A 23,160-nucleotide genomic window follows, 5' to 3' on the forward strand; every position below is an offset into this window, starting at 1 on the left:
GTCAGCGCCCCGGCGACGGCGGCTCGGACGTCGCGTGGATGTGGTCGCCGACGGCGACCACCAGGATCCGGGTGTCCTCGGTGACGGCCCGCCAGCGGTGGCGTACGCCGCCGGACAGGAACAGCGCGTCCCCGCTCTCCAGCCGGTACGCCCGACCTTCGGCCTCGACCTGGCAGGCGCCTCCGATCACGTACATCAGCTCGTCGTTGCGGTGCTGGTACTCGCGTCCGGCGTCCTGGTCACCGGTGAACTCCAGTGCGTGCAGCTGGTGGTGCCCGCGCACGAGGGGCCGTACGCCCGGTACCGGGGTCAGCGCGGGCTCGTCGCCGGCCCGTACGAGGTCCACCGTGCGCGCGGTGTCGGAGGCGGCCAGGAGCTCGACGGCCGTGGTCTCCAGGGCGTCCGCGACCCGCTCCAGGGACCGCATGCTGGGCCGGGCCCGCTCGTTCTCTATCTGGCTCAGGAAGGGCACCGACAGACCGCTTCGCGCCGACACGGCGGCCAGCGTCAGGTGGAGTGCGCGGCGGCGCTTGCGCACGGCCACGCCCACCCGCAGCGGTTCCTTGCCGTCCTTGTCCTTGCTCTTGTCGTCCACGTCGTTCATGTCGGGGCTGCCCTCCCCATGTCCGTCGCACATCGGTGTGCTGTAAGCACCTTACGCAGCAACCGCCTCCGGTTTCGCCCGCACCGACCTTCCCGTGCCCGTCCGCTCACGGTCAGTGGCGCCGAGGGGGCGTTCGGGCGCGCGCCGGGGCGCTCCGGCGACGGCGAACGCCCCCGGGGGCGTTGCGGCATCATCGTCTGCGTGACGACACGACGCCTGATGCTCCTGGACACCGCCTCCCTCTACTTCCGCGCCTACTTCGGCGTGCCGGACTCCGTGAGGGCTCCCGACGGCACCCCGGTCAACGCCGTGCGCGGGCTCCTCGACTTCATCGGCCGGCTCGTCCAGGACCACCGGCCGGACGACCTGGTGGCGTGCATGGACGCCGACTGGCGGCCGCACTGGCGGGTGGAGCTGATTCCCTCGTACAAGGCCCACCGGGTCGCGGCGGAGACCGAGACGGGTCCCGACGTGGAGGAGACCCCCGACACGCTGGCACCGCAGGTGCCGATCATCGAGGCGGCGCTGGACGCGTTCGGCATCGCCCGGGTCGGTGTCGCCGGCTACGAGGCGGACGACGTGATCGGGACGCTCACCGCCCGTGCGACGGGGCCGGTCGACATCGTCACCGGCGACCGGGACCTGTACCAGCTCGTGGACGACGCCCGGCAGCGGCGGGTGCTGTACCCCCTCAAGGGGGTGGGCACGCTCCAGGTGACGGACGAGGCGTGGCTGCGGGAGAAGTACGGGGTGGACGGCCCGGGTTACGCGGATCTCGCCCTGCTGCGCGGCGACCCGAGCGACGGTCTGCCGGGCGTTCCCGGTATCGGTGAGAAGACGGCGGCGAAGCTGCTCGACGCCTATGGCGACCTGGCCGGGATCATCGCGGCGGTCGGTGACCCGAAGTCGAAGCTGACGCCCACCCAGCGCAGGCGGCTGGACGAGTCGCGGCCGTATCTGGCGGTGGCTCCGAAGGTGGTCAAGGTGGCTTCCGACGTGCCGCTTCCCGAGTTCGACGCGGCCCTTCCGGCGGTCCCGGCGCAGCCCGAACTGGTCGACGCGCTAGCCCATCGGTGGGGATTGGGCGGAGCCGTGTCCCGGCTGAGCAGCGTCCTGCGCTCCTGAGGTGTTAACTTAGGTAAGGCTAAGTTTCATGGGAGTCAGGGGATACCGTGGCAGAAGGACGCGGCCGCACTGTCGGCACCGCCGTTGTCGTACGCACCGAGCGGCTCTCGCCGCACATGGTGCGGCTCGTGCTGGGTGGTGAGGGCCTGGCGGACTTCGGCACGGGCGAGTACACCGACCATTACGTGAAACTCCTCTTCGCTCCCGAGGGTGTCACCTACCCGGCTCCGTGGGATCTGGAACGCATCCGCGGCGACTTTCCTCGGGCGCAGTGGCCGCGCCAGCGCGCCTACACCGTGCGCAACTGGGACGCGCTGCACCGGGAGCTGACCCTCGACTTCGTCATCCACGGCGACGAGGGCCTGGCCGGCCCGTGGGCGGCCCGGGCCCAGCCGGGCGAGCTCGTACGGTTCCTGGGCCCGGGCGGCGCCTACGCCCCGGACCCGGCCGCGGGCTGGCACCTGCTGGTGGGTGACGAGAGCGCGCTGCCGGCGATCGCCGCGGCGATGGAGCGGATGCCGTCGGGCGCGCGGGTCCACGCCATCGTGGAGGTCGAGGGCCCGGCCGACGAGCTGAAGGTCGCCACCCCGGACGGCGTCGTACCGGTCTGGCTGCACCGCGGCGACCGCCCGGTGGGCGAGGCCCTGGTGGAGGCGGTCCAGGCCCTTCAGTTCCCCTCCACGGACGTCCACGCCTTCGTCCACGGCGAGGCCGGCTTCGTCAAGGACCTGCGCCGCCACCTCCGCCTGGAGCGCGGCATCGCCCGCGAACGCCTGTCGATCTCGGGCTACTGGCGGCTGGGCGAGACGGACGAGGGCTGGCGTGCGATCAAGCGCGACTGGAACGCGACGGTGGAAGCCGAGCAGGAGCACCGCGCCGCCGCCTGACCCGCCCCTCACCCAGCCCCGCCGGCGTTTGGGGCGCGGGGGTCCGGGGCCAGCACCCCCGCAACGGCGCCGCACCGCGAACAGCACAGCCCCGTTGGCGCTTCCGGAGCCTGGGGGCAGACCCCGCCCAACCCAGCCCCGCCGGCGGCCGGCGGCGCCGCGCCGCGCGCCGTCGGGCGTGCGGCGGGACAATGTCCCCATGCGTACGCTTCGCGCCCTCGGTGCGGCCGGGGCCGCCGCCCTCCTCACCGCCACGGCGGCGACGGCGGCCTCGACCGCACCGAGCCCGCCCCCCGCTCCGCGCCCCCAACTGACGGACGCCGCCGTCGACAAGGCCGTCGCAGGCCTCGACGGCTCCGTCGCGGAAAAGATGCGCCGCACCGGCGTCCCCGGCGTCGCGGTCGCCGTGGTCCACGACGGCAAGGTGGTCTACCTCAAGGGTTTCGGCCTGCGCCGCACCGACGAGGGCGCCAAGGTCGACCCCGACACCGTCTTCCAGCTGGCGTCCGTCTCCAAGCCCGTGTCCTCCACTGTCGTCGCCGGCGCCCTGGCCGATCCCGGCGCCTGGGACGAGCCCCTCGCCGGCTCCCTCCCCGGATTCGCCCTCAAGGACCCCTGGGTCACCTCCCACGTCACCCCCGCCGACCTGTTCTCGCACCGCAGCGGCCTCCCCGACCACGCCGGGGACCTCCTGGAGGATCTCGGCTACGACCGGGCGTACATCCTCGGCCACCTGCGCGAGGAACCGTTGAGCCCCTTCCGTGCGAGCTACGCCTACACCAACTTCGGACTCACCGCCGCCGCCGAGGCCGTGGCCCGCGACCAGGACGTGAGCTGGCAGAAGCTCAGCGAGGACACGCTCTTCAAGCCCGCCGGGATGACCCGTACCAGCACCGAGTTCGACGCCTACGCCAAAGCCCCGGACCGGGCGTGGGGCCACGTCCGCAATCCGGACGGCACCTGGAGCCCCCGCTACGTCCGCGACGCCGATGCCCAGACCCCGGCGGGCGGGACCAGTTCCACCGCCCGTGACATGTCCCGCTGGCTGCGGCTCCACCTGGACACCGGCAGCCTCGACGGAAAACGGATCATCCCGGCCGACGCCCTCGCCCGCACCTACCAGCCCGAGGTCGTGTCCCAGGCCGTGACCGGCCGCGGCACCCCGCAGTTCTACGGGCTCGGCTGGAACGTCTCCTACGACGACGCGGGCCGGCTGCGCCTGAGCCACTCCGGGGGCTTCGCCCTCGGTGTGAACTCCAACGTCACGATGCTCCCGCTGGAGCGGCTCGGCATCGTCGTCCTGACCAACGGCGCCCCGGTCGGCCTGGCCGACTCCGTCGCCCTGGACTTCTTCGACACCGCCCAGTACGGCAAGCCCACCACCGACTGGTTGCCGCTGGTCGCCGCCAGCTACGAACAGACCTTCGCGGTGGGCCGGTCCGAGACCGACTACGCCCACCCGCCCGCCGGTGCGAAGCCGGCCCGCGACAGCGCCGCGTACACCGGCACCTACGACAACCCGTACTACGGCAGGGCCACCGTCACCGCCGGCGACGACGGCGCGCTCACCCTCTCCCTCGGCCCGAAGCCGCTGCGCTTCCCGCTGGCCCACTACGACGGCGACACCTTCAGCTTCGAGACCACCGGTGAGAACGCCGTCGGCCGCACCGGCGTGTTCTTCTCGGACGGCACGCTCCGCGTGGAGTACCTCGACCAGAACCACCTGGGCACCTTCACCCGGCGGTAGCGGCATAGCCTGACCCCCGATGAGACGCAGATCCCCGGTTCCCCCCTCGCCCCTCCCCCAGCGGGCCGGCATCGACCCGGTCCGGCTCCGGCTGCCCGCCGACCCGGACGGGGCGTGGCCGGACCTCGGCAGCTACCTCGCCGCCCGCTACGCCGGCACCCGCGGCGAGGAGTCCATGGCACGCCTGCTGGCCGCGGGCCGGGTCCTCGGCCCCGGCGGGCGGGTGCTGCACGCGCGGGACCCGTACGAGCCCGGCGCCTACCTGTGGTTCCACCGGGACACGGACCCCGAACCGCGGGTGCCGTTCGCGGTCCGCGTCGTCCACCGCGACGCGCACCTCCTCGTCGTGGACAAGCCGCACTTCCTGGCGACCACCCCGCGCGGCAGCCACATCACGGAGACCGCACTGGCCCGGCTGCGCGCGGAGCTGGACCTGCCCGGGCTCAGCCCGGCGCACCGCCTGGACCGGCTCACCGCCGGCCTGGTGATGTTCAGCGTCCGCCCCGAGGACCGCGGCGCCTACCAGCTCCTCTTCCAGCGGCGCGAGGTGCACAAGGAGTACGAGGCGCTCGCCGCCCACGACCCGGCGCTGACCTTCCCGCGCACGGTCCGCAGCCGGATCGAGAAGGTCCGCGGGGTGATCGCCGCGACCGAGGTCACCGGCCCGCCCAACGCCGAGAGCCTGATCGAGGTCGTCGGCGTACGCGGCGGCCTGGGCCGCTACCGGCTGACCCCGCACACCGGCCGCACCCACCAGCTCAGGGTGCACATGAACGCCCTGGGCCTGCCCATCCTGGGCGACCCGGTCTACCCGGAGGTCACCGACCCGGCACCGGACGACTACCGGCGGCCGCTGCAACTCCTCGCCCGCGTACTGGCGTTCACCGACCCGGTCACCGGCACCGCCCACCGCTTCGAGAGCACCCGCACCCTCCAGGCCTGGCACGACCGCCCCGCCTGGGAGACCGGCGCCCCGGCGGACGGCCCGCCCATCCCAGGCCCGTGACGCGATACGGCCGCCGTGCGGAGGAGTCTGCGCACGGCGGCCGATCACTTCCGCGTGTGCCGGCTCTACCCGACGGAGCTGTAGGCCACCACGCCCCGGAGCAGCGCGTCCACGGCCTTTCGGGCGTTCTTCGCCACGGTGCTGCCGCTGTCGCCGGCGACGGAGGGGGCCGCCGCCGCGATCTGGCCGAGTACGTCGATGACCTGCTTGCACCAGCGCACGAAGTCACCGGCCGGCATCTCCGCCTCGCGCAACACCTCGTCGAGGCTCTTGTCGGAGGCCCACTGGTACACCGCCCACGCGAAGCCGAGGTCCGGCTCGCGCTGCCCCACGCCCTCCGCCTGGTTGATGCGGTGCTCCTCCTCCAGCGCGTCGAGCCGGCCCCAGATACGGACCATCTCGCCGAGCGCGGCCTTCGCCGCACCGCCCGGGACCTTCGGCGCGACCGCGTCGTCGGACTGGCGGGCCTCGAAGACCAACGCCGAAACGCAGGCGGCGAGTTCGGCCGGGCTCAGGCCCTCCCAGATCCTCTCGCGCAGGCATTCGGACGCCAGCAGGTCGAGCTCCCCGTACAGCCGGGCGAGCCGCTTGCCGTGCACGGTGACCTCGTCCTCGCGCAGGTAGTCCAGCTCGGTCAGCAGGGCGTGGATCCGGTCGAAGGTGCGGGCGATGGTGTTCGTCCGGCCCTCGATCCGCCGCTCCAGCGCCTGCGTGTCCCGCCGGAGCCGGTGGTAGCGCTCCGCCCAGCGGGCGTGGTCCTCACGCTCGTCGCAGCCGTGGCAGGGGTGCGCCCGCAGCGCGGCGCGCAGCCTGGCGATCTCGCGGTCGTCGGCGGCCGCCGCCCGGCCGCGGGAGCGCCGCTCCGGCGTGATGTGCCCGGCCTTGCTCCGCAGCTGCGACGCCAGGTCCCGGCGGGACTGCGGCGAGCGGGCGTTGAAGGACTTGGGGATCCGCATCCGGTCCAGTGCCTCCACCGGGACCGGGAAGTCGATCGCGGCGAGCCGCTTGACCTGCCGCTCGGCGGTGAGCACCAGGGGCCGCGGGCCCTCCGCGTACTCGTACCCGCGGTGCCCGTGGACCCGTCCGGCCGGCACGCCCGGGTCCAGGACCAGCGCGAGCCCGGCGAACTTGCCCGTCGGCACGTGGATGATGTCGCCCGGCTTCAGCTTCTCCAGGGAGCTTGCGGCCTGCACCCGCCGCTGGGCGGCGCCCTGCTTGGCCAGTTCCGTCTCACGGTCCTTGAGGTCGCGGCGCAGCTGCGCGTACTCCTCGAAGTCCCCCAGGTGGCAGGTCATGCCCTCCCGGTAGCCTTCCAGGCCCTCCTCGTTGCGCTGCACCTGCCGGGAGATCCCGACGACCGAGCGGTCGGCCTGGAACTGCGCGAAGGAGGTCTCCAGCAGCTCGCGCGAGCGGTGCCGGCCGAACTGGCTGACCAGGTTGACGGCCATGTTGTAAGAGGGCTTGAAGCTGGAGCGCAGCGGATAGGTCCGGGTGCCCGCGAGTCCGGCGAGGCCGGCCGGGTCCATGCCGCGCTGCCAGAGCACGACGGCGTGGCCCTCGACGTCGATGCCGCGCCGTCCGGCCCGGCCGGTCAGCTGGGTGTACTCGCCGGGGGTGATGTCGGCGTGCTGCTCGCCGTTCCACTTGACCAGCTTCTCCAGGATCACCGTGCGCGCCGGCATGTTGATGCCCAGCGCCAGGGTCTCCGTGGCGAACACGGCCTTGACCAGGCCGCGGACGAACAGCTCCTCGACGACCTCCTTGAAGGTCGGCAGCATGCCCGCGTGGTGCGCGGCGATGCCCCGCTCCAGGCCTTCGAGCCACTCGTAGTAGCCCAGGACGTGCAGGTCCTCGGCGGGGATGGAGGCGGTGCGCGCCTCGACGAGCTCACGGACCTTCAGGCGCGCGGACTCGTCGTTCAGGCGCAGGCCTGCGTACAGGCACTGCTGGACGGCGGCCTCGCAGCCGGCCCGGCTGAAGATGAAGTTGATGGCGGGCAGCAGCCCGTCGTTGTCGAGGCGGGCGATGACCTCGGGGCGGGACGGGGTCCAGATCCGGCCGCGGGAGCGCCGCTCGCGCTCGCGGTCGGCCTCGCGGACCATCTTGCCGCGCCGCCGGTCCTTCGGGCTGTAGGTGCGGGTGTTCTCCTCGCGCGCCATGCGCAGCAGGTCGGGGTTGACCTCGCGGCGCGCGGAGCCGCGGCCGCCGTGGTCGGACTCCTCCTCGAAGAGGTCGTAGATCCGGCGGCCGGCCATGACGTGCTGCCACAGCGGTACGGGCCGCTCCTCGGAGACGATCACCTCGGTGTCCCCGCGCACGGTGTCCAGCCAGTCGCCGAACTCCTCGGCGTTGGACACGGTGGCCGACAGGGACACCAGGGTCACCGACTCGGGGAGGTGGATGATCACTTCCTCCCAGACGGCTCCGCGGAACCGGTCGGAGAGGTAGTGGACCTCGTCCATCACGACGTAGCCCAGGCCGAGCAGCGACTGGGAGCCCGCGTAGAGCATGTTGCGGAGCACCTCGGTGGTCATCACGACCACCGGCGCCTCGGAGTTGACGCTGTTGTCGCCCGTCAGCAGGCCGACCTTGTCGGCGCCGTACCGCTTGACGAGGTCGGCGTACTTCTGGTTCGAGAGCGCCTTGATGGGCGTCGTGTAAAAGCACTTGCGGCCCTGCGCGAGCGCCAGGTGCACGGCGAACTCGCCGACAATGGTCTTGCCCGAGCCAGTCGGGGCGGCGACGAGGACGCCCTTGCCTGCCTCCAGCGCCTTGCAGGCCTCCACCTGGTACGGATCCAGGTCGAAGTCGTACATCTCGCGGAAGGGGGCCAGGGCGGTGGCCTCTTCGGCGGCGCGGATCCGGGCAGCGGCGTACCGCTCGGCGGGTGAGAGTTCTTCGGTCATCTTGCTGTCGAGCCTACCCGTCGGCTCTGACAACAGTCCCGATCATTTATGTGAGGAGCCGGATCGCCCCGGGCACACATTCGGCGGTCACGGGGAGGGCGCCGAGCGGCTCTCCGTCGGCGTACGCGGTCAGGCCGGGCGCCTCCAGGGTGACCTTCCGGGCCCGGTGCACGCTCACCTTCGGGTGGGAGACGTGGCCGCCCCGGTAGACCTGCGGGAACACCTTCAGCAGGGTGGCCCGGCCGCAGTCGCCGACGACCGTGACGTCGAAGAGGCCGTCGTCGGGGACGGCGCCCGGGCAGATGCGCATGCCGCCGCCGTAGGAGGAGCCGTTGCCGACGGCCACCAGCGTGGCCTCGGTGTCGATCACGGGGCCGTCGTCGAGGGTGATGCGGTACGGGAACGGCCGGAAGGCGGCCAGTTCCGCGATCATCGCGAGGTCGTACTTGAAGCGGCCCGCCGGCAGCCGCATCCGGTTGCCGCGGTCGTTGACCTTCGAGTCGAAGCCGGAGCACAGCACGGTCCCGTACCAGGTGCCGGCCGCGCGCCCGAGGTCGATCTCCCGGATCCGGCCCTCCTTGAGCGCCTCGGCGGCCGTCCGCCCCGCCCGTGCGGGATCCCGTACGGGCAGTCCGACGGCCCGCGCGAAGTCGTTGCCGGTGCCCACGGCGACCACGCCGAGCGGTACGCCGGTGCCCGCGAGCGCCTGGAGGGCCAGCGAGACCATGCCGTCGCCGCCGACCGCGACGACGGCGCCGGCGCCCTCGCGGACGGCGGCCGTCAGCCGGGCCAGCGCGTCGGGGGCGTCGGAGCCCACCAGGGTCCGCACGGAGAATCCGGCTTCCCGCAGAGCGGAAGCGGCCGGCTGCGCGGCGTGCGCGCCCCGGCCGCGGCCCGCGGTGGGATTGACGAAAAGGGTGACCTCGTAGCTCACCCCCGGGAATGTACCGGAGCCCCCGCCCGGGCCTCCGGCGCCCCGGGGGCCTCCCGGCGGCGGCCGGGGGCGTACCTGTCAGGTCGCGTCGTCGTACCCGTTGATCCGCTGCCGTCCGCCGTCGTCCTGGCCGGGCAGCGCGGCGGGTGCCTGGGCGGCTTCCACCCGGCCGATCGGCTCGGGGGTGAGGTCGAGCCGGGAGGCCTCGTCGTCGTCCAGCCCCGCGTCGGGGTCGTTGCGGCGACGGCGGCGGTCGTTGAGGAGGCAGAGACCGACGGCCGCGAAGTAGAGGGCCACGATGGGCAGGGCCAGCGCGAGCATGGTCGGCGGGTCACCGGTGGGCGTGGCGAAGGCGGCGAAGACGGTGATGCCGAGGACCATGCCCCGCCACCAGCCGGCGAGCCGCTTGCCCGTGAGCACTCCGGTGAAGTTCAGCAGGATCAGCAGCAGCGGCAGCTCGAAGGCCAGGCCGAAGACGATCACCATGCGGGTGACCAGGTCGAGGTAGTCGTCGACCGGGAGCAGGTTGCGCGCGTGGTCGGGGGTGAACTCCAGCATGATCGTCGCGGTCTGCGGGAGGATCTTGTACGCGAGTACGGCGCCGGCCAGGAACAGCGGCGCGCCGACCGCGACGAAGCTCCGCGCGTACTTCTTCTCGTGGCTGTGCAGCCCGGGCGCGGCGAACGCCCACAGCTGGTAGAGCCACACCGGCGCGGAGAGCACCACGCCGGCCATCAGGGAGACCTTCAGGGCGATCGAGAACGCCGAGATCAGGCCGTTCACGGTCATGTCGGCGCAGGGGCGCCCGTTGCGCTGGGTCACCACCCCGTTGGTGCAGCCGACGGAGTCCAGCATCGGCTTCAGCAGGAAGTTGATGATGTCCCGGTAGAAGAAGGCCGCGACGATCGTGATCACGAGGATCGCGAGGACCGACTTCAGCAGGCGGTTACGCAGTTCACGCAGGTGCTCGACGAGAGGCATGCGCCCTTCGGCGTCCTTTGCCTTCCGTTCTCGTTTCTCCTGCTTGCGGGCAGACTTGAGCAACCCACGTCCCTTGTCTCGTTGCAGATGACTGGCGTGAAGGGCGTCGGTCAGCCCTGGGCGGTGCGGTTCGGCTCGCTGACCGGCCGGGAGCTGGTGACGTCACCGGGCGCGGCCTGGATGGTGCGCGGGGCGGCCGGCTGCTGCGCGGACTGGTCGGCCGGGGCGGCGGCCGCGTCGTCGGCCTCGCCGTCCTTCTTCATGGCCTTGGCCTCGCTCTTGAGGATGCGGGCCGACTTGCCGAGGGAGCGGGCCATGTCGGGGAGCTTCTTGGCGCCGAACAGCAGGATGATCACGCCGACGATGACGAGGATTTCCCAACCCCTGAGGTTGCCCATAGGTTTATTCCTTTTCTCCGAGGTTCGCAGCACATCGGCACGGGCGCCTAGGACTGTCTCTACGAGGATCGTAACCCCCGGGGGTAAACGCCCGGCAATCCCCCGGCATACCCCGTCCTGCGTCCTGGCCTGTTGTCAACCCCCCGGTCACACGTCTGACGCGTTCGTCACGGCCGCACGTCGTGCCCCGCCCGGGCCAGCCCCGCCGCCTCCCGCTCCAGGTCGGCCGACGCCGCCGTGATCCGGCGGCTGGCCAGCGCCACCTCCGCGGAGAGCCGGCGCACCTCCGCGTACACGCGCACCGCCAGCACGGCCAGCACGGAGACTCCGAGGAAGCCCAAAGCAATTGCGAACATCGGCCACAGCATGGGCCGAGCCTAGCGCGTGTCGCCCCAGGGGGTGCCGTCGAAGTGGCGTCGGCCGCCCCGTGAGGGCGGGCCACCCAGACGGGCCTTCGACGACACCCCCCAGGCGACCGGACGCCTCAGATGCTGCGCAGGGTGCTCACGCCGCCGCCGGTCAGCAACTCCACGATCCGGTCCCCGGCCGGCTTGCGGACGGCCGCACCGCACTCGGGACACGTGAAGGAGTAGAACGTGGCCCGGCGGCTGCCGCCGATGGCCAGCCGCAGGGCGCCCGCGTCCAGCTCGAAGCGGGCGCGGCACTCGGGACAGGACGCCTTGAAGGCGACGGGCCCGGACGTTGGCGACATCGACCGCGCTCCCCTTCAGACCTGTTCCCCGTACCCCGCGAGGGCCTCCCGGGCGGCGCTGCGCGCACTGTCCGCCAGCTCGGCGGGGGCCGTGATCCGCCCCTCGCGGCCCAGCCGCAGCGCCAGGCGCCGCAGCGAGCCGGGGTCCGGGGTGCGCAGGGTGATCCGCAGACCGCCGTCCGCGAGCTCCTCGGCGCTGTCGTGCGGGTAGTACTCGGCGACCCAGCGCCCGCCCGGTCCCACCTCGACCACGACCTCGGGGTCCTCCGCGGACGGCTGCACGAGGCCCACCGACAGGTCGCGCGGCTCGATGGCCGGCGGCTCCGCCCGCTCGTCCAGCAGCCGGATCTCGGCGACCCGGTCGAGCCGGAAGGTGCGCCGGGCCTCGGAGAGGTGGCACCAGCCCTCCATGTAGGTGTGCCCGACCGCGAACAGCCGGATCGGGTCGACCTCACGCTCGGTGAGCTCGTCACGGGCCGGCGAGTAGTAGCGCAGCCACAGCCGGCGGCGTTCCGCGATGGCCCGGTCGACGTCCGCGAAGACCCCGCCCTCGGACTCGAAGGTCACCGACAGCCGGGAGCTGGCCCCGGCCGCCTCGCCCGCGGCCGCCTCCAGCTTCGCGGTCGCCCGCAGCAGGGCGTCCCGGTCGCTCTCGCGCAGCCCCGGCAGGGTCGCCACCGCTCGGGCGGCGACCAGCAGCGCGGTCGCCTCGTCGGCGGCGAGCCGCAGCGGCTCGGCGGTGGACTCCCCCGAGGCGTCGGGATTGCGCCACCAGATGCGCTCCCCGTCGGTGTCGATGTCGAGCAGGTCCCCGCCCCGGAAGCTGGTCCCGCACATGGGCAGCACGTCGAGGTCCGAGATCAGCTCGTCCTCGGTGATGCCGAAGGCGCGCGCGACGTCGGCGACGTGCGCCCCGGGGCGCTCGCGCAGGTACGTCACCAGGGACAGCATGCGGCGGGTCTGGTCGATGGCGTTGGCAGCCATGCTGGTACGTCTCCCCCTCAGGGCACGTCTGTGGATGTCGCGGTACATGTCGCGGTACGAAACAGGGTGCGGCGGCGGACGGGCGCCGCACCGGCGGCGGTGCCGGCGGAAGGCCCGTCAGGCCCCGGCGACGGCCCGCAGCCGGTCCACCACGTCCGCCCGGAGGTCCGCGGGCCCGACCACGACGACGTCGGGACCGAACTCCACCAGCCAGGCGTCGAGGCCGTGCCCGTAGGGGATTTCCAGCTCGTCCCAGCCGTCCGCGCCCTCGTGCACCGCCGTGGCCTTGGCCCGCAGCGGATAGCCCGCCCCGGCCCGCAGCCGGATCAGCGCGGAGCGGTCCGCGCTCTCCCCGGCCCAGCTCGCCACCGTCTCCCGCACGGTCACCACGTCCGGCACCGGCGCGGTGTACTTCGCAGCCCGCGAGCGGACCTTCCCCGTGATCCGCGAAAGCCGGAACACCCGCTCCGCCCCGCGCTCACGGTCGTAGCCGGCCAGGTACCAGTGACCGCGCCAGCACTCCAGCGCCCACGGCTCCACCTGGCGCGTCTCGGGCCGGGCGGCCGTCGACTTGCGGTAGTCGAAGACCACCGGGCGGCGGTCCCGGCAGGCCAGCATCAGCGGCTCGAAGGCCGCCTCGTGGACCGGGATCCGCGGCTCGATGGCACTGTGCTGGCCCTCGTACGGATTACCCGCCTCCGGCATCCCGCCCGCCCGCAGCTTCTGCAGGGCGCCGCTGGCCGCCCCCGCGAGACGGGCCTGCTGCCACACCTTGGCCGCCAGCCCCAGCGCGGCGGCCTCCTCGGCGTCCAGGGACACGGGGGGCAGCCGGTTGCTGTCCCGGCGGGCCAGATAGCCCGTCTCCCCCTCCAGGTTCTCCACCGTCTCGATCACCAGACCGAGTTCGCGCAGATCGTCCTTGTCCCGCTCGAACATCCGGTTGAAGGACTCGTCGTTGCCGGCTTCCATGTAGGCCTCGATGGAACCGCGCAACTCGCGCTTGCTCAGCGGCCGGCGGGTCCCCAGCAGACACAGCGCCAGATTCATCAGCCGCTCGGCCTTGGCAATCGCCATCGACGCCCATCCCCCGTTCTCGACACACACTCGTGACCGTTGACCGTACCGCCCCGGCGGTCCCCGGCAAAAGCGAGGGCCCCCGCCTCACGGCGGGGGCCCTGCGCTCACGGCGGCCTGCGATCAGGCGGCCATCAGGTCGCACACGAAGATCAGCGTCTCGCCCGGGGCGATCGCACCGCCCGCGCCGCGGTCGCCGTAGGCGAGGTGGGCGGGGATCGTCAGCTTGCGGCGGCCGCCGACCTTCATGCCCTGGACACCCTGGTCCCAGCCGGAGATGACCTGGCCGACACCGAGCTTGAACTGGAGCGCCGAACCGCGGTTCCAGGACGCGTCGAACTCCTCGCCGGTGGAGAAGGCCACGCCCACGTAGTGGACGGAAACGACCGAACCGGCCTTGGCCTCGGCACCGTCGCCCAGCCAGATGTCCTCGATCACGAGGTCCTTGGGGGCCTCGCCCTCGGGGAAGTCGATTTCGGGCTTTTCGAGCTTGTCGCTCACGGAACTGCTCCTCAAACTATGGGACAACCGGGACAGTCTTACATCACCGCGAGGATGTCGAGGCTGAAGACCAGCGTCGAGTTCGCCGGGATGGTCCCCTGCTCCTTCTCCCCGAAGCCCATGTCCGGGGGGATCACCAGCAGGATGCGGCTGCCGACCTTCTTGCCGACGATGCCCTCCTTGAGACCCTTCACCTGCAGCTGCTCAAGCGGCCACGTCACCGACTGGTCCGACGTGTAGGTGCTCTCGAACGTCTTGTCGTCCTTCCAGGTCTTGCCGTGGAACTTGACGACGACGCTGTTCTTGTCCGTCACCGCCGGGCCGTCGCCCTCCAGGACGTAGTTCGACACCAGCTTCGCCGGCGGGGTCACGTCCTTCGGAACGGCCACGGAGACTTCCTTGCCGTCCGTGTTCGTCCCCACCTTCGGCAGGTCCTTGTTGTCCTGGGCGACTTCCTTGCCCGTGGCCGACGCCGGCACCGTGGCACCCTTGACGATGTCCACGACGAACACCAGCGTGGCATCCCCCTTGATCTTCGGCGGCGAGCCCTGCGCCCCGTAACCGAGGTCCGGCGGGATCACCAGCTCGACACGGCTGCCGACCTTCTGGCCCTCAAGCCCCTGGTCCCAGCCCTTGATGACGGCGCCCGCACCGATCGTCACGTCGAACGGCTGGCCCTTGCCGAAGCTCTGGTCGAACGGCTCGCTGGCGTCCCACACCTGGCCGTAGTAGTTGACCTGGGCGATGTCGCCCTTCTTCAGCACCTGCCCGGTGCCCTCCTTGACGGTCACCACCTTCAGCTCCTTGGGCGGCTCGCCCTTACCCTTCGACAGGGTGGGCGTCTCCCCGAACTCGGCACCCTTGGTGATCGCGGGCGCCCCGTTCTTCATCTGGGCGGAGTCGGAGCCGCTGTCGTCGCCACACGCCGCTGTCGACAGCAGCAGAAGGGGTACGACAAGCAGGCCGGCAAGTCGGCGCACGGGTTCCTCAGATCTCAGACGGCAAGGCGGTCGCCCGCCACTCTAAGCCGTGCGCAGGGCCCCGTACGAGAGACGTACGGGGCCCTGGCGAGATACGGGGCGTCGCACCCCGCGCCTACATGCCGGCGATCAGCTTCTCCACCCGGTCGTCCACCGACCGGAACGGGTCCTTGCACAGCACCGTCCGCTGCGCCTGGTCATTGAGCTTCAGGTGCACCCAGTCGACCGTGAAGTCCCGCCGCTGCTCCTGCGCACGGCGGATGAAGTCCCCGCGCAGCCGCGCCCTCGTCGTCTGCGGAGGCACCGACTTGCCCTCGAAGATCTTGAGGTCGTTGCAGATCCGCGCCGCCTGCCCCTTGCGCTCCAGCAGGTAGTACAGCCCCCGCCGGCGGTGGATGTCGTGATACGCGAGGTCTATCTGCGCCACCCGCGGATTCGACATGGTCATGTTGTGCTTGGCCCGGTACCGCTCGATCAGCTGGTACTTCATGACCCAGTCGATCTCGGTGCCGATCCGGTCCAGGTCCTCCGCCTCGATCGCGTCCAGCGTGCGGCCCCACAGCTCCAGCACCTGGTCGACCACACCGGTACGGATACCCCGGCGCTCGGCGAAGTCCACCGCCTTGTCGAAGTACTCCCGCTGGATCTCCAGCGCCGAGGCCTCCCGCCCGGACGCCAGACGCACCTTGCGCTGGCCCGTGGTGTCATGGCTGACCTCGCGGATCGCCCGGATCGGATTCTCCAGGGTCAGGTCCCGCATCACCGTGCCCGCCTCGATCATGCGCAGCACCAGGTCGGTCGCGCCGACCTTCAGCAGCATGGTCGTCTCGGACATGTTCGAGTCGCCCACGATCACGTGCAGGCGCCGGTACCGCTCCGCGTCCGCGTGCGGCTCGTCACGCGTGTTGATGATCGGCCGCGATCGCGTCGTCGCGGAGCTGACACCCTCCCAGATGTGCTCGGCCCGCTGGCTCACGCAGTACACCGCACCCCGAGGGGTCTGCAGCACCTTGCCGGCACCGCAGATCAGCTGCCGCGTGACGAGGAACGGAATGAGAATGTCCGCCAGGCGGGAGAATTCCCCGTGCCGGGCCACCAGGTAGTTCTCGTGGCAGCCGTACGAGTTGCCCGCCGAGTCGGTGTTGTTCTTGAAGAGGTAGACGTCGCCCGCGATTCCCTCCTCGTGCAGGCGGCGTTCGGCGTCGACGAGCAGTCCTTCGAGAATGCGCTCGCCTGCCTTGTCGTGCGTGACCAGCTCGGTCACGTTGTCACATTCGGGAGTTGCATATTCCGGATGCGAACCCACGTCGAGGTACAAGCGGGCGCCGTTCCGCAGGAAGACATTGCTGCTGCGGCCCCATGACACGACACGGCGGAAGAGGTAGCGCGCCACTTCGTCAGGAGACAGCCGGCGCTGTCCCCTGAACGTGCACGTGACGCCGTACTCGTTCTCCAGCCCGAAAATGCGGCGGTCCATGACTGAACATTACGCCTTCTGCCCTCTTCTGAAACCGGGTTCGCAGCCGCCGTTTCGATCAGTTCCCCCGAGCAGGCCGCGAAACGCCCGGCACAAGCCCCGCAGGCACCACGGGCGCGCCGCACCGGCGCACCCGCCCGTCACTGCGCCGACCGGGCCTGCGCAGCCACCTCGCCGGAGCCGTCCGGCACTCCCGGAGCCGAACCCGCCACCGCACGACTGTGACCCGCAGTTGACAGCACCCCCTGAGTCACCATCAGCACCAGCAGCGCCGCACCGCCCGCGGCACACGCCACACCGAAGCCCCACGCGGTACCGCCCAGCTCCACCGCCGGCCCCGCCGCCGCCGTCCCGATCGCCGCACCCACACCGAAGAACGTCACCAGCCACGAGAACGCCTCCGTCACCGTGCCCGCCGGCGCGTGCCGGTCCACCACGATGAACGCGCACGCCAGGGACGGCGCCAGGAACACCCCCGACACCGCCGCCAGCGCCGTCATCGCCACCGGCCCCGGAGTCAGCAGCAACGGCAGATAGCCGACCGCCAGCAGCGCCACCAGCAGCCGCAGCCGCCGCTCCGGCGCACCCGCCCACTGCCGCGCACCGTAGAACACACCGCCGACCAGCGCGCCCAGACCCAGCGCCGCCATCAGCCAGCCGTACACCGCCTGGCCCCCGTGACCGTCCGCATACGCCACACCGGCCACCGTGATCGAACCCAGCGCCATGCCCACGAAGAAGAACGAGCCCAGCAGCGCCAGCAGCCCGCGCGAACGCAGGGCCCCCAGCCAGTGCGCCTCCCGCGGCTCCGAACGCCACGTCCGCGACGGCTCGCTGACCACCACCGACAGCGCACCCAGCACCCCGATCGCGTTCAGCGCCAGCAGCGCCCCGGCCGGCGACCACACCGCCACGAACAGCGTCACCAGCAGCGGACCGACCGTGAACATCACCTCCTGGGCCACCGCGTCCATCGCGTACGCCGCGTGCACCTTCTCCTCACGGCCCCCCAGCACACTCGGCCACAGGGCCCGCAGCCCACCCTCCAGCGGCGGCGTGAACAGCCCGCCCACCACCACCGCGGCGTACGCCGCCACCGCCGACCCGGTCCCCGCAACCGCCAGCCACACCATCCCCAGCGCGGACAGCAGCGCCGCCGGCAGCTGCACCCGCGGCTGCCCGAACAGATCCACCGCCCGACCGAGCAGCGGCTGACCCACCGCGTTCGCCAGCCCGTACACGGCGGCCAGCGCCCCCGCCAGGCTGTAGCTGCCCCCCTCCGCACGCGTGAACAGCACGATCGCGATCGGCGCGGTGGCGTTCGGCAGCCTGCCGACCAGCGTGCCCACCAGCAGCCTCGCGGCGTGCCGGGTCCCCAGCAGCTCCGCGTATCCCGCCGCCATGTCGGCCCCCTTCTGCCCGGACCCAGCCGGGGTAATACGTATAACTTGACGCGTCATACGTACCATGGCCACAGTCCACGGGTCCACCCCACGGACCACGAAACCACCCCTGACCTCGCACTACAGGAGCCCCGTGTGACGAGACCCACCAGCCGGGACGTGGCCACCGCCGCCGGGGTCTCCCAGGCCACCGTCTCCCTCGTCCTCGGCGACAAATGGCCCGGCCGCGTCTCCGAACGCACCGCCGCCCACGTCCGCGAAACCGCCACCCGCCTCGGCTACCGCCCCAACCTCGCCGCCCGCAACCTCCGCCTCGGCTCCACCCGCACCGCCCTCCTCGTCGTCCCCGCCCTCACCAACGAGTTCTTCGCCCGCGTCTACACCGGCGCCGCCCGCATCGCCGCCGAACACGGCTTCGGCGTCGTCCTCTACCCCTCCCCCGACGGCACCGGCCCCGCCCGCGACCCCTTCGCCTCCGCCCGCGCCGCCCTCGACGGCGTCATCGCCTCCTCCATGGCCGCCCACGCCCTCCACGCCATCGGCGGCGACACCCTCCCCCTCGTCATGCTCGACAGCGACCCCCGCGCCGCCGGCTCCGCCGCCCACGTCAACCTCGCCATGGCCGACGGCATGCGCCAGGTCACCGAACACCTCCTCGCCCTCGGCCACCGGCGCTTCCTCCACCTCGCCTCCGCCGTCGACTCCTGGACCTTCGACACCCGCGCAGCAGCCCTCACGACCCTCCTGGGCCCCGGAACCGAGCTGCGCACCGTACGGTCCCCCCTCACCGCCGACGACGCCCGTACGGCCATGGAGGCCGCCCTAGCGGCCCCCGAGGGCCGGCCCACGGCCATCGTCTGCGACGACGACATCCTCGCCGCCGGCGCCTGCAAGGCCGCCCGCCGCCTCGGCCTGCGCGTCCCCGAGGACCTCTCCGTCACCGGCTTCGACGACCTCGCCCTCGCCACCGCCGTCGAACCCGAGCTCACCACCGTCCACCTCCCCGCCGAACGCGTCGGCGAACAGGGCATGACCGCCCTCCTCGCCGTCCTCGAAGGCACCCCCTGGACCGCCCCCGACATCCCCGTCACCCTCGTCGTCCGCGACTCCACCGGCCCCGCCCCCACCCCCTGAGACGAGCCCCAGCCCGGACACGACGAAGCCCCGGCCACCCCGCAAGGGGCGACCGGGGCCACACACCTGGAACTACTCGGCGTCGTCCTCCGGCGCCTCGTCGTTCGACACCGCGTCCGCCTGCGCCGCGGCCGGCACATCCGCCTCCAGCAGCCGCGCCAGCTGCCGACCCCGGATCCGCTTGAACTTGCGCTGCTGCGACCGCGTCCGGTCCAGCACCGCCACCTCCAGCCGCTCCGCCGGAATCGCCTTGTCGGCACCGTTGGCCTGGCTCGACAACGCCGCCACCGCCAGCTTCAACGCCTCGGACAGCGTCATCCCGTCCTGGTGCCGCTGATCCAGATACGAACTGATCTGCTCGGCGTTCCCACCGACCGCGACCGAACCGTGCTCGTCCACGATCGAACCGTCGTGCGGCAACCGGTAGATCTGGTCACCGGCGGCCGTCGCACCGACCTCCGCCACCACCAGCTCCACCTCGTACGGCTTCTCACCGGCCGAGGAGAAGATGGTGCCGAGCGTCTGCGCATACACGTTGGCCAGCCCACGCGCCGTCACATCGTCACGGTCGTAGGTGTATCCGCGCAGATCCGCGTACCGCACACCGCCGATCCGCAGGTTCTCGTACTCGTTGTACTTGCCGGCGGCCGCGAAGCCGATCCGGTCGTAGATCTCACTGAACTTGTGGAGCGCACGGGACGGGTTCTCACCGACGAACACGATGCCGTCGGCATACTGCAGCACGACAAGGCTGCGACCGCGGGCGATGCCCTTCCGGGCGTATTCCGCCCGGTCGGCCATGGCCTGCTGGGGTGACACATAGAACGGAGTCGACACCGGCTTTCCGTCCCTTTCTTCTGGGCGACGAGGTGACGGGCGGTCAGAGCAGGGCGGCGCGCGGGCCGTCGGGCTGCTCCAGACGACGATCGGTGACGGAGCGGGCGAGCGCCTGCGACTCGTCCTCGCTCAGCCTGCGGAAGCCCTCGTCGGTGATGACGGTGACGATCGGGTAGATGTGGCGGTACAGGTCCGGCCCGCCGGTCGCCGAGTCGTCGTCGGCGGCGTCGTACAGCGCCTGCACCACCAGCGTGGTGGCCTGCTCCTCGGTCAGGTCCGGCCGGTAGAGCTTCTTCATGGAGCCCCGCGCGAAGATCGAACCGGAACCGGTCGCCGCGTAGCCGTGCTCCTCGGAGCGGCCACCGGTGACGTCGTAGGAGAAGATCCGGCCCTTCTCCTTGCCCTCGTCGTACCCGGCGAAGAGCGGCACCACGGCCAGGCCCTGCATCGCCATGCCGAGGTTGCTCCGGATCATGGTGGAGAGCCGGTTCGCCTTGCCCTCCAGCGAGAGGGTCGCCCCCTCCACCTTCTCGAAGTGCTCCAGCTCCAGCTGGAACAGCTTGACCATCTCCACGGCCAGGCCGGCCGTACCGGCGATGCCGACGGCGGAGTACTCGTCCGCCGGGAACACCTTCTCGATGTCCCGCTGCGCGATCATGTTCCCCATGGTCGCCCGCCGGTCACCGGCGAGCACCACCCCGCCGGGGAAGGTGACGGCCACGATGGTCGTCCCGTGCGGCGCCTCGACGACACCCTCCGGCAGCTTGCGGTTGCCGGGCAGCATCTCGGGCGAGTGCGCGCCCAGGAAGTCCATGAAGGACGACGACCCCGGCGTCAGGAAGGCTGCCGGTAGACGCCCTGTGCCACGATTGTTGGCTTCCACGCGTGTCCCTCCACGTAAGCGGCTGCACGCCTCATGACGTCCGGCCGATCCTTGAACTGCCCCAGGGCTGCGTTACAGCTGAAGCACAGTACGCCTCGGACCTTACCCGTCTGATGATCGTGATCCACATGCTCTGCCGGACCTAACTGGCAGATCACGCAGGCACCACCCTGAGCAGCGATCATCTGGTCGCGTTCGGCTTCGGTGATGCCGTACTTGCGCTTGAAGTAGCTCGCCCGATTCCGCTGCGCCCGGCACTCTTTGCAGTAGCTGGCCCAACCGTCGGAGCTCGTCCGGTTCAGCTCCCACTCGGAATGCGGTTTGATCTCTCCGCAGTCGGGGCACCTCTTGTGGCCGGACGGCACGGGAATCTTGACCCGCACCGTCCGCCCTGCGGCTTCCTGACGCGCCTTGTAGTGCTCAGCCTGGCACTCTCGGCAATACGCCTGGAAGCCGTCCCTCATCGAACGGTTGCTCGCGAATGCCTCGTGAGGTTGTACACGCTTGCACCGAGAGCAGCGCTTCACACTTTCCGACACGCTGTTACCCACAGCCCCCCGTACCTTCAATTCGAAGGTCAATTACCGACAGCAGCCCTCACTGGCCGCCCTTTTGGACGAACGACCTCACGAAATCCTCGGCGTTCTCCTCCAAGACGTCGTCGATTTCGTCCAGTACGGAGTCGACGTCGTCGGAGAGCTTCTCCTGGCGCTCCTTGAGGTCGGTCGATTCCTCGACCGCCGCCTCCTCGACCTCCTCGGTCGAGCGCGTCGCCTTCTGCTGTCCGCCGCCGGTGTCCTTGGTCGCCATGTCTACCTCACCCCGCTCGGTTCGCACGCTCATGTCGAGAGACCCCGGGATTTCGGGATCTCCCAAGATCAGACCCTACGTCGGACCCTATAGGGAGGGTCCGACATTCGCCCCGCACTTTCCAACGTCCGGTTCTCTTCATGATTCCCGGACCGATCGCATTTCAGGCCCGCTCACTGCCCCGAAAGCACCCGGACCAGGTCCTCCGCCGTGCGGCAGCGGTCCAGGAGCTCCTTGACGTGGTTACGGGTCCCCCGCAGCGGCTCCAGCGTGGGCACGCGCTGCAGCGAGTCCCGCCCGGGGAGGTCGAAGATCACCGAGTCCCAGGAGGCCGCCGCCACGTCGTCCGCGTACTGCTCCAGGCAGCGTCCGCGGAAGTACGCCCGGGTGTCCTCCGGAGGCTTGCTCTGAGCCCGCTCGACCGCGCTCTCCTCCACGAGCCGCTTCATCTTCCCGCGGGCCACCAGGCGGTTGTACAGGCCCTTCTCGGGGCGTACGTCCGCGTACTGGAGGTCCACCAGGTGCAGCCGCGCCGCGTCCCAGTCCAGCCTGTCCCGGCGCCGGTAGCCCTCCAGGATCTCCCGCTTGGCGATCCAGTCCAGCTCGCCCGACAGGCTCATCGGGTCGCTCTCCAGCCGGCCCAGTACGTCCTCCCAGCGGGCCAGCACATCCTTGGTCTGCTCGTCGGCGTCGGTCCCGAAACGTTCGTCCACGTACTTACGGGCCAGCTCGAAGTACTCCATCTGCAGTTGCACGGCGGTGAGTGTGCGGCCGCTGCGCAGCGTGACGAGGTGTTCGAGGTCGGGGTCGTGGGAGACCTGGTGGAGGGTGCGTACGGGCTGGTCGACGGCGAGGTCGACGCTGATGAACTGGTCTTCGATCATGGACAGCACCAGGGCCGTCGTGCCGAGTTTGAGGTAGGTGGAGATCTCGGAGAGGTTGGCGTCTCCGATGATCACGTGGAGCCGGCGGTACTTCTCGGCGTCGGAGTGCGGCTCGTCGCGGGTGTTGATGATGGGCCGCTTGAGGGTGGTCTCCAGTCCGACTTCCACTTCGAAGTAGTCGGCGCGCTGGCTGATCTGGAAGCCGTGGTCGCGGCCGTCCTGGCCGATGCCCACGCGTCCGGCTCCGGTCACGACCTGTCGCGAGACGAAGAAGGGGGTCAGGTGGCGCACGATCTCGGAGAAGGGGGTTTCCCGCTTCATGAGGTAGTTCTCGTGCGTGCCGTAGGAGGCGCCCTTGTTGTCGGTGTTGTTCTTGTAGAGGTGGATGGGCTGGGCTCCGGGGAGCTGGGCGGCGCGTACGGCGGCCTCGGCCATGATCCGTTCGCCGGCCTTGTCCCAGAGGACGGCGTCGAGCGGGTTGGTGATCTCCGGGGAGCTGTATTCGGGGTGTGCGTGGTCGACGTAGAGCCGTGCGCCGTTCGTCAGGATGACGTTGGCGAGGCCGATGTCCTCGTCTGTCAGCTGGCTGCTGTCGGCGGCCTCGCGGGCGAGGTCGAAGCCGCGGGCGTCCCGCAGCGGGTTCTCCTCCTCGAAGTCCCAGCGGGCGCGTCGCGCCCGGTGCATCGCCGCCGCGTAGGCGTTGACGATCTGGGACGAGGTGAGCATGGCATTGGCGTTCGGGTGACCGGGGACGGAGATCCCGTACTCCGTCTCGATCCCCATTACTCGCCGTACGGTCATGCGGCCCTCCTTGCCCGGCGGCGCCCCTTCCGGGGGCGGCGCTCAAGTACCGCTGGTGCTCCGGTGCGTGTGACTGTGCGGTGCCCGTCCCC

At 71.2% G+C, this 23,160-nt stretch carries 23 protein-coding genes; 5 read left to right on the top strand and 18 right to left on the bottom strand.

What is annotated here, in order from left to right; genetic code table 11:
- Position 1: 1 nt before the first annotated feature.
- Positions 2–604: a helix-turn-helix domain-containing protein gene (locus BSL84_RS06925; RefSeq protein WP_030031150.1), complete on the bottom strand. Its 603-nt coding sequence runs from the start codon at positions 602–604 to the stop codon at positions 2–4.
- Between the two features lie 219 nt (positions 605–823).
- Between BSL84_RS06925 and BSL84_RS06930 the strand changes: the two genes are divergently transcribed.
- From BSL84_RS06930 to BSL84_RS06945, 4 genes are all read left to right on the top strand, one after another.
- Positions 824–1,729, top strand: coding sequence for a 5'-3' exonuclease (locus BSL84_RS06930; protein ID WP_030031151.1), 906 nt, complete (start codon positions 824–826; stop codon positions 1,727–1,729).
- Positions 1,730–1,776: 47 nt separating this feature from the next.
- A complete protein-coding gene (locus BSL84_RS06935) occupies positions 1,777–2,616 on the top strand; it encodes a siderophore-interacting protein (protein ID WP_030031152.1) in 840 nt (279 codons plus the stop codon).
- Between the two features lie 199 nt (positions 2,617–2,815).
- Positions 2,816–4,363, top strand: coding sequence for a serine hydrolase (locus tag BSL84_RS06940; protein WP_075970015.1), 1,548 nt, complete (start codon positions 2,816–2,818; stop codon positions 4,361–4,363).
- Between the two features lie 19 nt (positions 4,364–4,382).
- Positions 4,383–5,369, top strand: coding sequence for an RluA family pseudouridine synthase (locus BSL84_RS06945; protein WP_045323263.1), 987 nt, complete (start codon positions 4,383–4,385; stop codon positions 5,367–5,369).
- A gap of 65 nt (positions 5,370–5,434) precedes the next feature.
- Here BSL84_RS06945 and BSL84_RS06950 read toward each other — a convergent pair whose 3' ends face one another.
- The 12 genes from BSL84_RS06950 to BSL84_RS07005 form a co-directional block, all read right to left on the bottom strand.
- Positions 5,435–8,275, bottom strand: coding sequence for a DEAD/DEAH box helicase (locus tag BSL84_RS06950; protein WP_045323262.1), 2,841 nt, complete (start codon positions 8,273–8,275; stop codon positions 5,435–5,437).
- 46 nt (positions 8,276–8,321) lie between these two features.
- Entirely contained in the window at positions 8,322–9,209 is an 888-nt protein-coding gene (locus tag BSL84_RS06955; RefSeq protein ID WP_075970016.1) for a diacylglycerol kinase, read from the bottom strand.
- Between the two features lie 78 nt (positions 9,210–9,287).
- Entirely contained in the window at positions 9,288–10,253 is a 966-nt protein-coding gene (gene tatC / locus BSL84_RS06960) for a twin-arginine translocase subunit TatC (RefSeq protein ID WP_030025913.1), read from the bottom strand.
- A 47-nt stretch (positions 10,254–10,300) separates the two neighbouring features.
- Positions 10,301–10,588, bottom strand: coding sequence for a Sec-independent protein translocase subunit TatA (gene tatA / locus BSL84_RS06965; RefSeq protein WP_030025912.1), 288 nt, complete (start codon positions 10,586–10,588; stop codon positions 10,301–10,303).
- A 167-nt stretch (positions 10,589–10,755) separates the two neighbouring features.
- A complete protein-coding gene (locus BSL84_RS06970) occupies positions 10,756–10,956 on the bottom strand; it encodes a hypothetical protein (protein WP_045323260.1) in 201 nt (66 codons plus the stop codon).
- Between the two features lie 116 nt (positions 10,957–11,072).
- A complete protein-coding gene (locus tag BSL84_RS06975; protein ID WP_030025910.1) occupies positions 11,073–11,300 on the bottom strand; it encodes a hypothetical protein in 228 nt (75 codons plus the stop codon).
- 15 nt (positions 11,301–11,315) lie between these two features.
- Complete coding sequence (locus BSL84_RS06980) at positions 11,316–12,284, bottom strand: helix-turn-helix transcriptional regulator (protein WP_030025909.1); 969 nt, start codon at positions 12,282–12,284, stop codon at positions 11,316–11,318.
- A 117-nt stretch (positions 12,285–12,401) separates the two neighbouring features.
- Positions 12,402–13,358 carry a helix-turn-helix transcriptional regulator gene (locus tag BSL84_RS06985; protein WP_030025908.1) on the bottom strand — a complete coding sequence of 319 codons (957 nt, stop codon included), beginning with the start codon at positions 13,356–13,358 and terminating at the stop codon, positions 12,402–12,404.
- Positions 13,359–13,481: 123 nt separating this feature from the next.
- Positions 13,482–13,859, bottom strand: a complete 378-nt coding sequence (locus BSL84_RS06990) for an FKBP-type peptidyl-prolyl cis-trans isomerase (RefSeq protein ID WP_030025906.1) — start codon at positions 13,857–13,859, stop codon at positions 13,482–13,484.
- 38 nt (positions 13,860–13,897) lie between these two features.
- The gene (locus BSL84_RS06995) at positions 13,898–14,839 is read right to left on the bottom strand and encodes an FKBP-type peptidyl-prolyl cis-trans isomerase (protein ID WP_030025904.1); all 942 of its coding nucleotides are present in this window, start codon (positions 14,837–14,839) and stop codon (positions 13,898–13,900) included.
- 115 nt (positions 14,840–14,954) lie between these two features.
- The gene (gene pafA / locus BSL84_RS07000; protein ID WP_030025902.1) at positions 14,955–16,316 is read right to left on the bottom strand and encodes a Pup--protein ligase; all 1,362 of its coding nucleotides are present in this window, start codon (positions 16,314–16,316) and stop codon (positions 14,955–14,957) included.
- Between the two features lie 140 nt (positions 16,317–16,456).
- Positions 16,457–17,719 (bottom strand): MFS transporter, encoded by a 1,263-nt coding sequence (locus BSL84_RS07005; RefSeq protein WP_030025901.1) that lies wholly within the window; start codon positions 17,717–17,719, stop codon positions 16,457–16,459.
- A 135-nt stretch (positions 17,720–17,854) separates the two neighbouring features.
- On the opposite strand from BSL84_RS07005, the gene BSL84_RS07010 reads away from it, so the two are divergent.
- On the top strand, positions 17,855–18,853 hold the full coding sequence (locus BSL84_RS07010) for a LacI family DNA-binding transcriptional regulator (protein WP_030025899.1): 999 nt from the start codon (positions 17,855–17,857) through the stop codon (positions 18,851–18,853).
- Positions 18,854–18,925: 72 nt separating this feature from the next.
- On the opposite strand, the gene prcA is transcribed toward BSL84_RS07010, so the two are convergent.
- The 5 genes from prcA to dop form a co-directional block, all read right to left on the bottom strand.
- Positions 18,926–19,690: a proteasome subunit alpha gene (gene prcA / locus BSL84_RS07015; RefSeq protein ID WP_030025898.1), complete on the bottom strand. Its 765-nt coding sequence runs from the start codon at positions 19,688–19,690 to the stop codon at positions 18,926–18,928.
- 43 nt (positions 19,691–19,733) lie between these two features.
- Positions 19,734–20,573 carry a proteasome subunit beta gene (gene prcB / locus BSL84_RS07020; RefSeq protein ID WP_030025896.1) on the bottom strand — a complete coding sequence of 280 codons (840 nt, stop codon included), beginning with the start codon at positions 20,571–20,573 and terminating at the stop codon, positions 19,734–19,736.
- On the bottom strand, positions 20,525–21,037 hold the full coding sequence (locus tag BSL84_RS07025) for an endonuclease VII domain-containing protein (RefSeq protein WP_078849155.1): 513 nt from the start codon (positions 21,035–21,037) through the stop codon (positions 20,525–20,527). Before BSL84_RS07025 ends, prcB begins: the two co-directional genes overlap by 49 nt.
- 133 nt (positions 21,038–21,170) lie before the next feature.
- A complete protein-coding gene (locus BSL84_RS07030) occupies positions 21,171–21,383 on the bottom strand; it encodes a ubiquitin-like protein Pup (RefSeq protein ID WP_030016348.1) in 213 nt (70 codons plus the stop codon).
- Between the two features lie 173 nt (positions 21,384–21,556).
- Positions 21,557–23,068, bottom strand: a complete 1,512-nt coding sequence (gene dop / locus BSL84_RS07035; RefSeq protein ID WP_075970017.1) for a depupylase/deamidase Dop — start codon at positions 23,066–23,068, stop codon at positions 21,557–21,559.
- Positions 23,069–23,160 lie beyond the last annotated feature (92 nt).

Source organism: Streptomyces sp. TN58, from assembly GCF_001941845.1.
Classification (GTDB): domain Bacteria; phylum Actinomycetota; class Actinomycetes; order Streptomycetales; family Streptomycetaceae; genus Streptomyces.

Bases quoted from the DNA above. Each gene is read 5' to 3' on its own strand.
- BSL84_RS06925 (WP_030031150.1), bottom strand. From the start codon at position 604: ATGAACGACGTGGACGACAAGAGCAAGGACAAGGACGGCAAGGAACCG.
- BSL84_RS06930 (WP_030031151.1), top strand. From the start codon at position 824: ATGCTCCTGGACACCGCCTCCCTCTACTTCCGCGCCTACTTCGGCGTG.
- BSL84_RS06940 (WP_075970015.1), top strand. From the start codon at position 2,816: ATGCGTACGCTTCGCGCCCTCGGTGCGGCCGGGGCCGCCGCCCTCCTC.
- BSL84_RS06945 (WP_045323263.1), top strand. From the start codon at position 4,383: ATGAGACGCAGATCCCCGGTTCCCCCCTCGCCCCTCCCCCAGCGGGCC.
- BSL84_RS06950 (WP_045323262.1), bottom strand. From the start codon at position 8,275: ATGACCGAAGAACTCTCACCCGCCGAGCGGTACGCCGCTGCCCGGATC.
- tatA (WP_030025912.1), bottom strand. From the start codon at position 10,588: ATGGGCAACCTCAGGGGTTGGGAAATCCTCGTCATCGTCGGCGTGATC.
- BSL84_RS06970 (WP_045323260.1), bottom strand. From the start codon at position 10,956: ATGCTGTGGCCGATGTTCGCAATTGCTTTGGGCTTCCTCGGAGTCTCC.
- BSL84_RS06975 (WP_030025910.1), bottom strand. From the start codon at position 11,300: ATGTCGCCAACGTCCGGGCCCGTCGCCTTCAAGGCGTCCTGTCCCGAG.
- BSL84_RS06980 (WP_030025909.1), bottom strand. From the start codon at position 12,284: ATGGCTGCCAACGCCATCGACCAGACCCGCCGCATGCTGTCCCTGGTG.
- BSL84_RS06985 (WP_030025908.1), bottom strand. From the start codon at position 13,358: ATGGCGATTGCCAAGGCCGAGCGGCTGATGAATCTGGCGCTGTGTCTG.
- pafA (WP_030025902.1), bottom strand. From the start codon at position 16,316: ATGGACCGCCGCATTTTCGGGCTGGAGAACGAGTACGGCGTCACGTGC.
- BSL84_RS07005 (WP_030025901.1), bottom strand. From the start codon at position 17,719: ATGGCGGCGGGATACGCGGAGCTGCTGGGGACCCGGCACGCCGCGAGG.
- BSL84_RS07025 (WP_078849155.1), bottom strand. From the start codon at position 21,037: ATGAGGGACGGCTTCCAGGCGTATTGCCGAGAGTGCCAGGCTGAGCAC.
- BSL84_RS07030 (WP_030016348.1), bottom strand. From the start codon at position 21,383: ATGGCGACCAAGGACACCGGCGGCGGACAGCAGAAGGCGACGCGCTCG.
- dop (WP_075970017.1), bottom strand. From the start codon at position 23,068: ATGACCGTACGGCGAGTAATGGGGATCGAGACGGAGTACGGGATCTCC.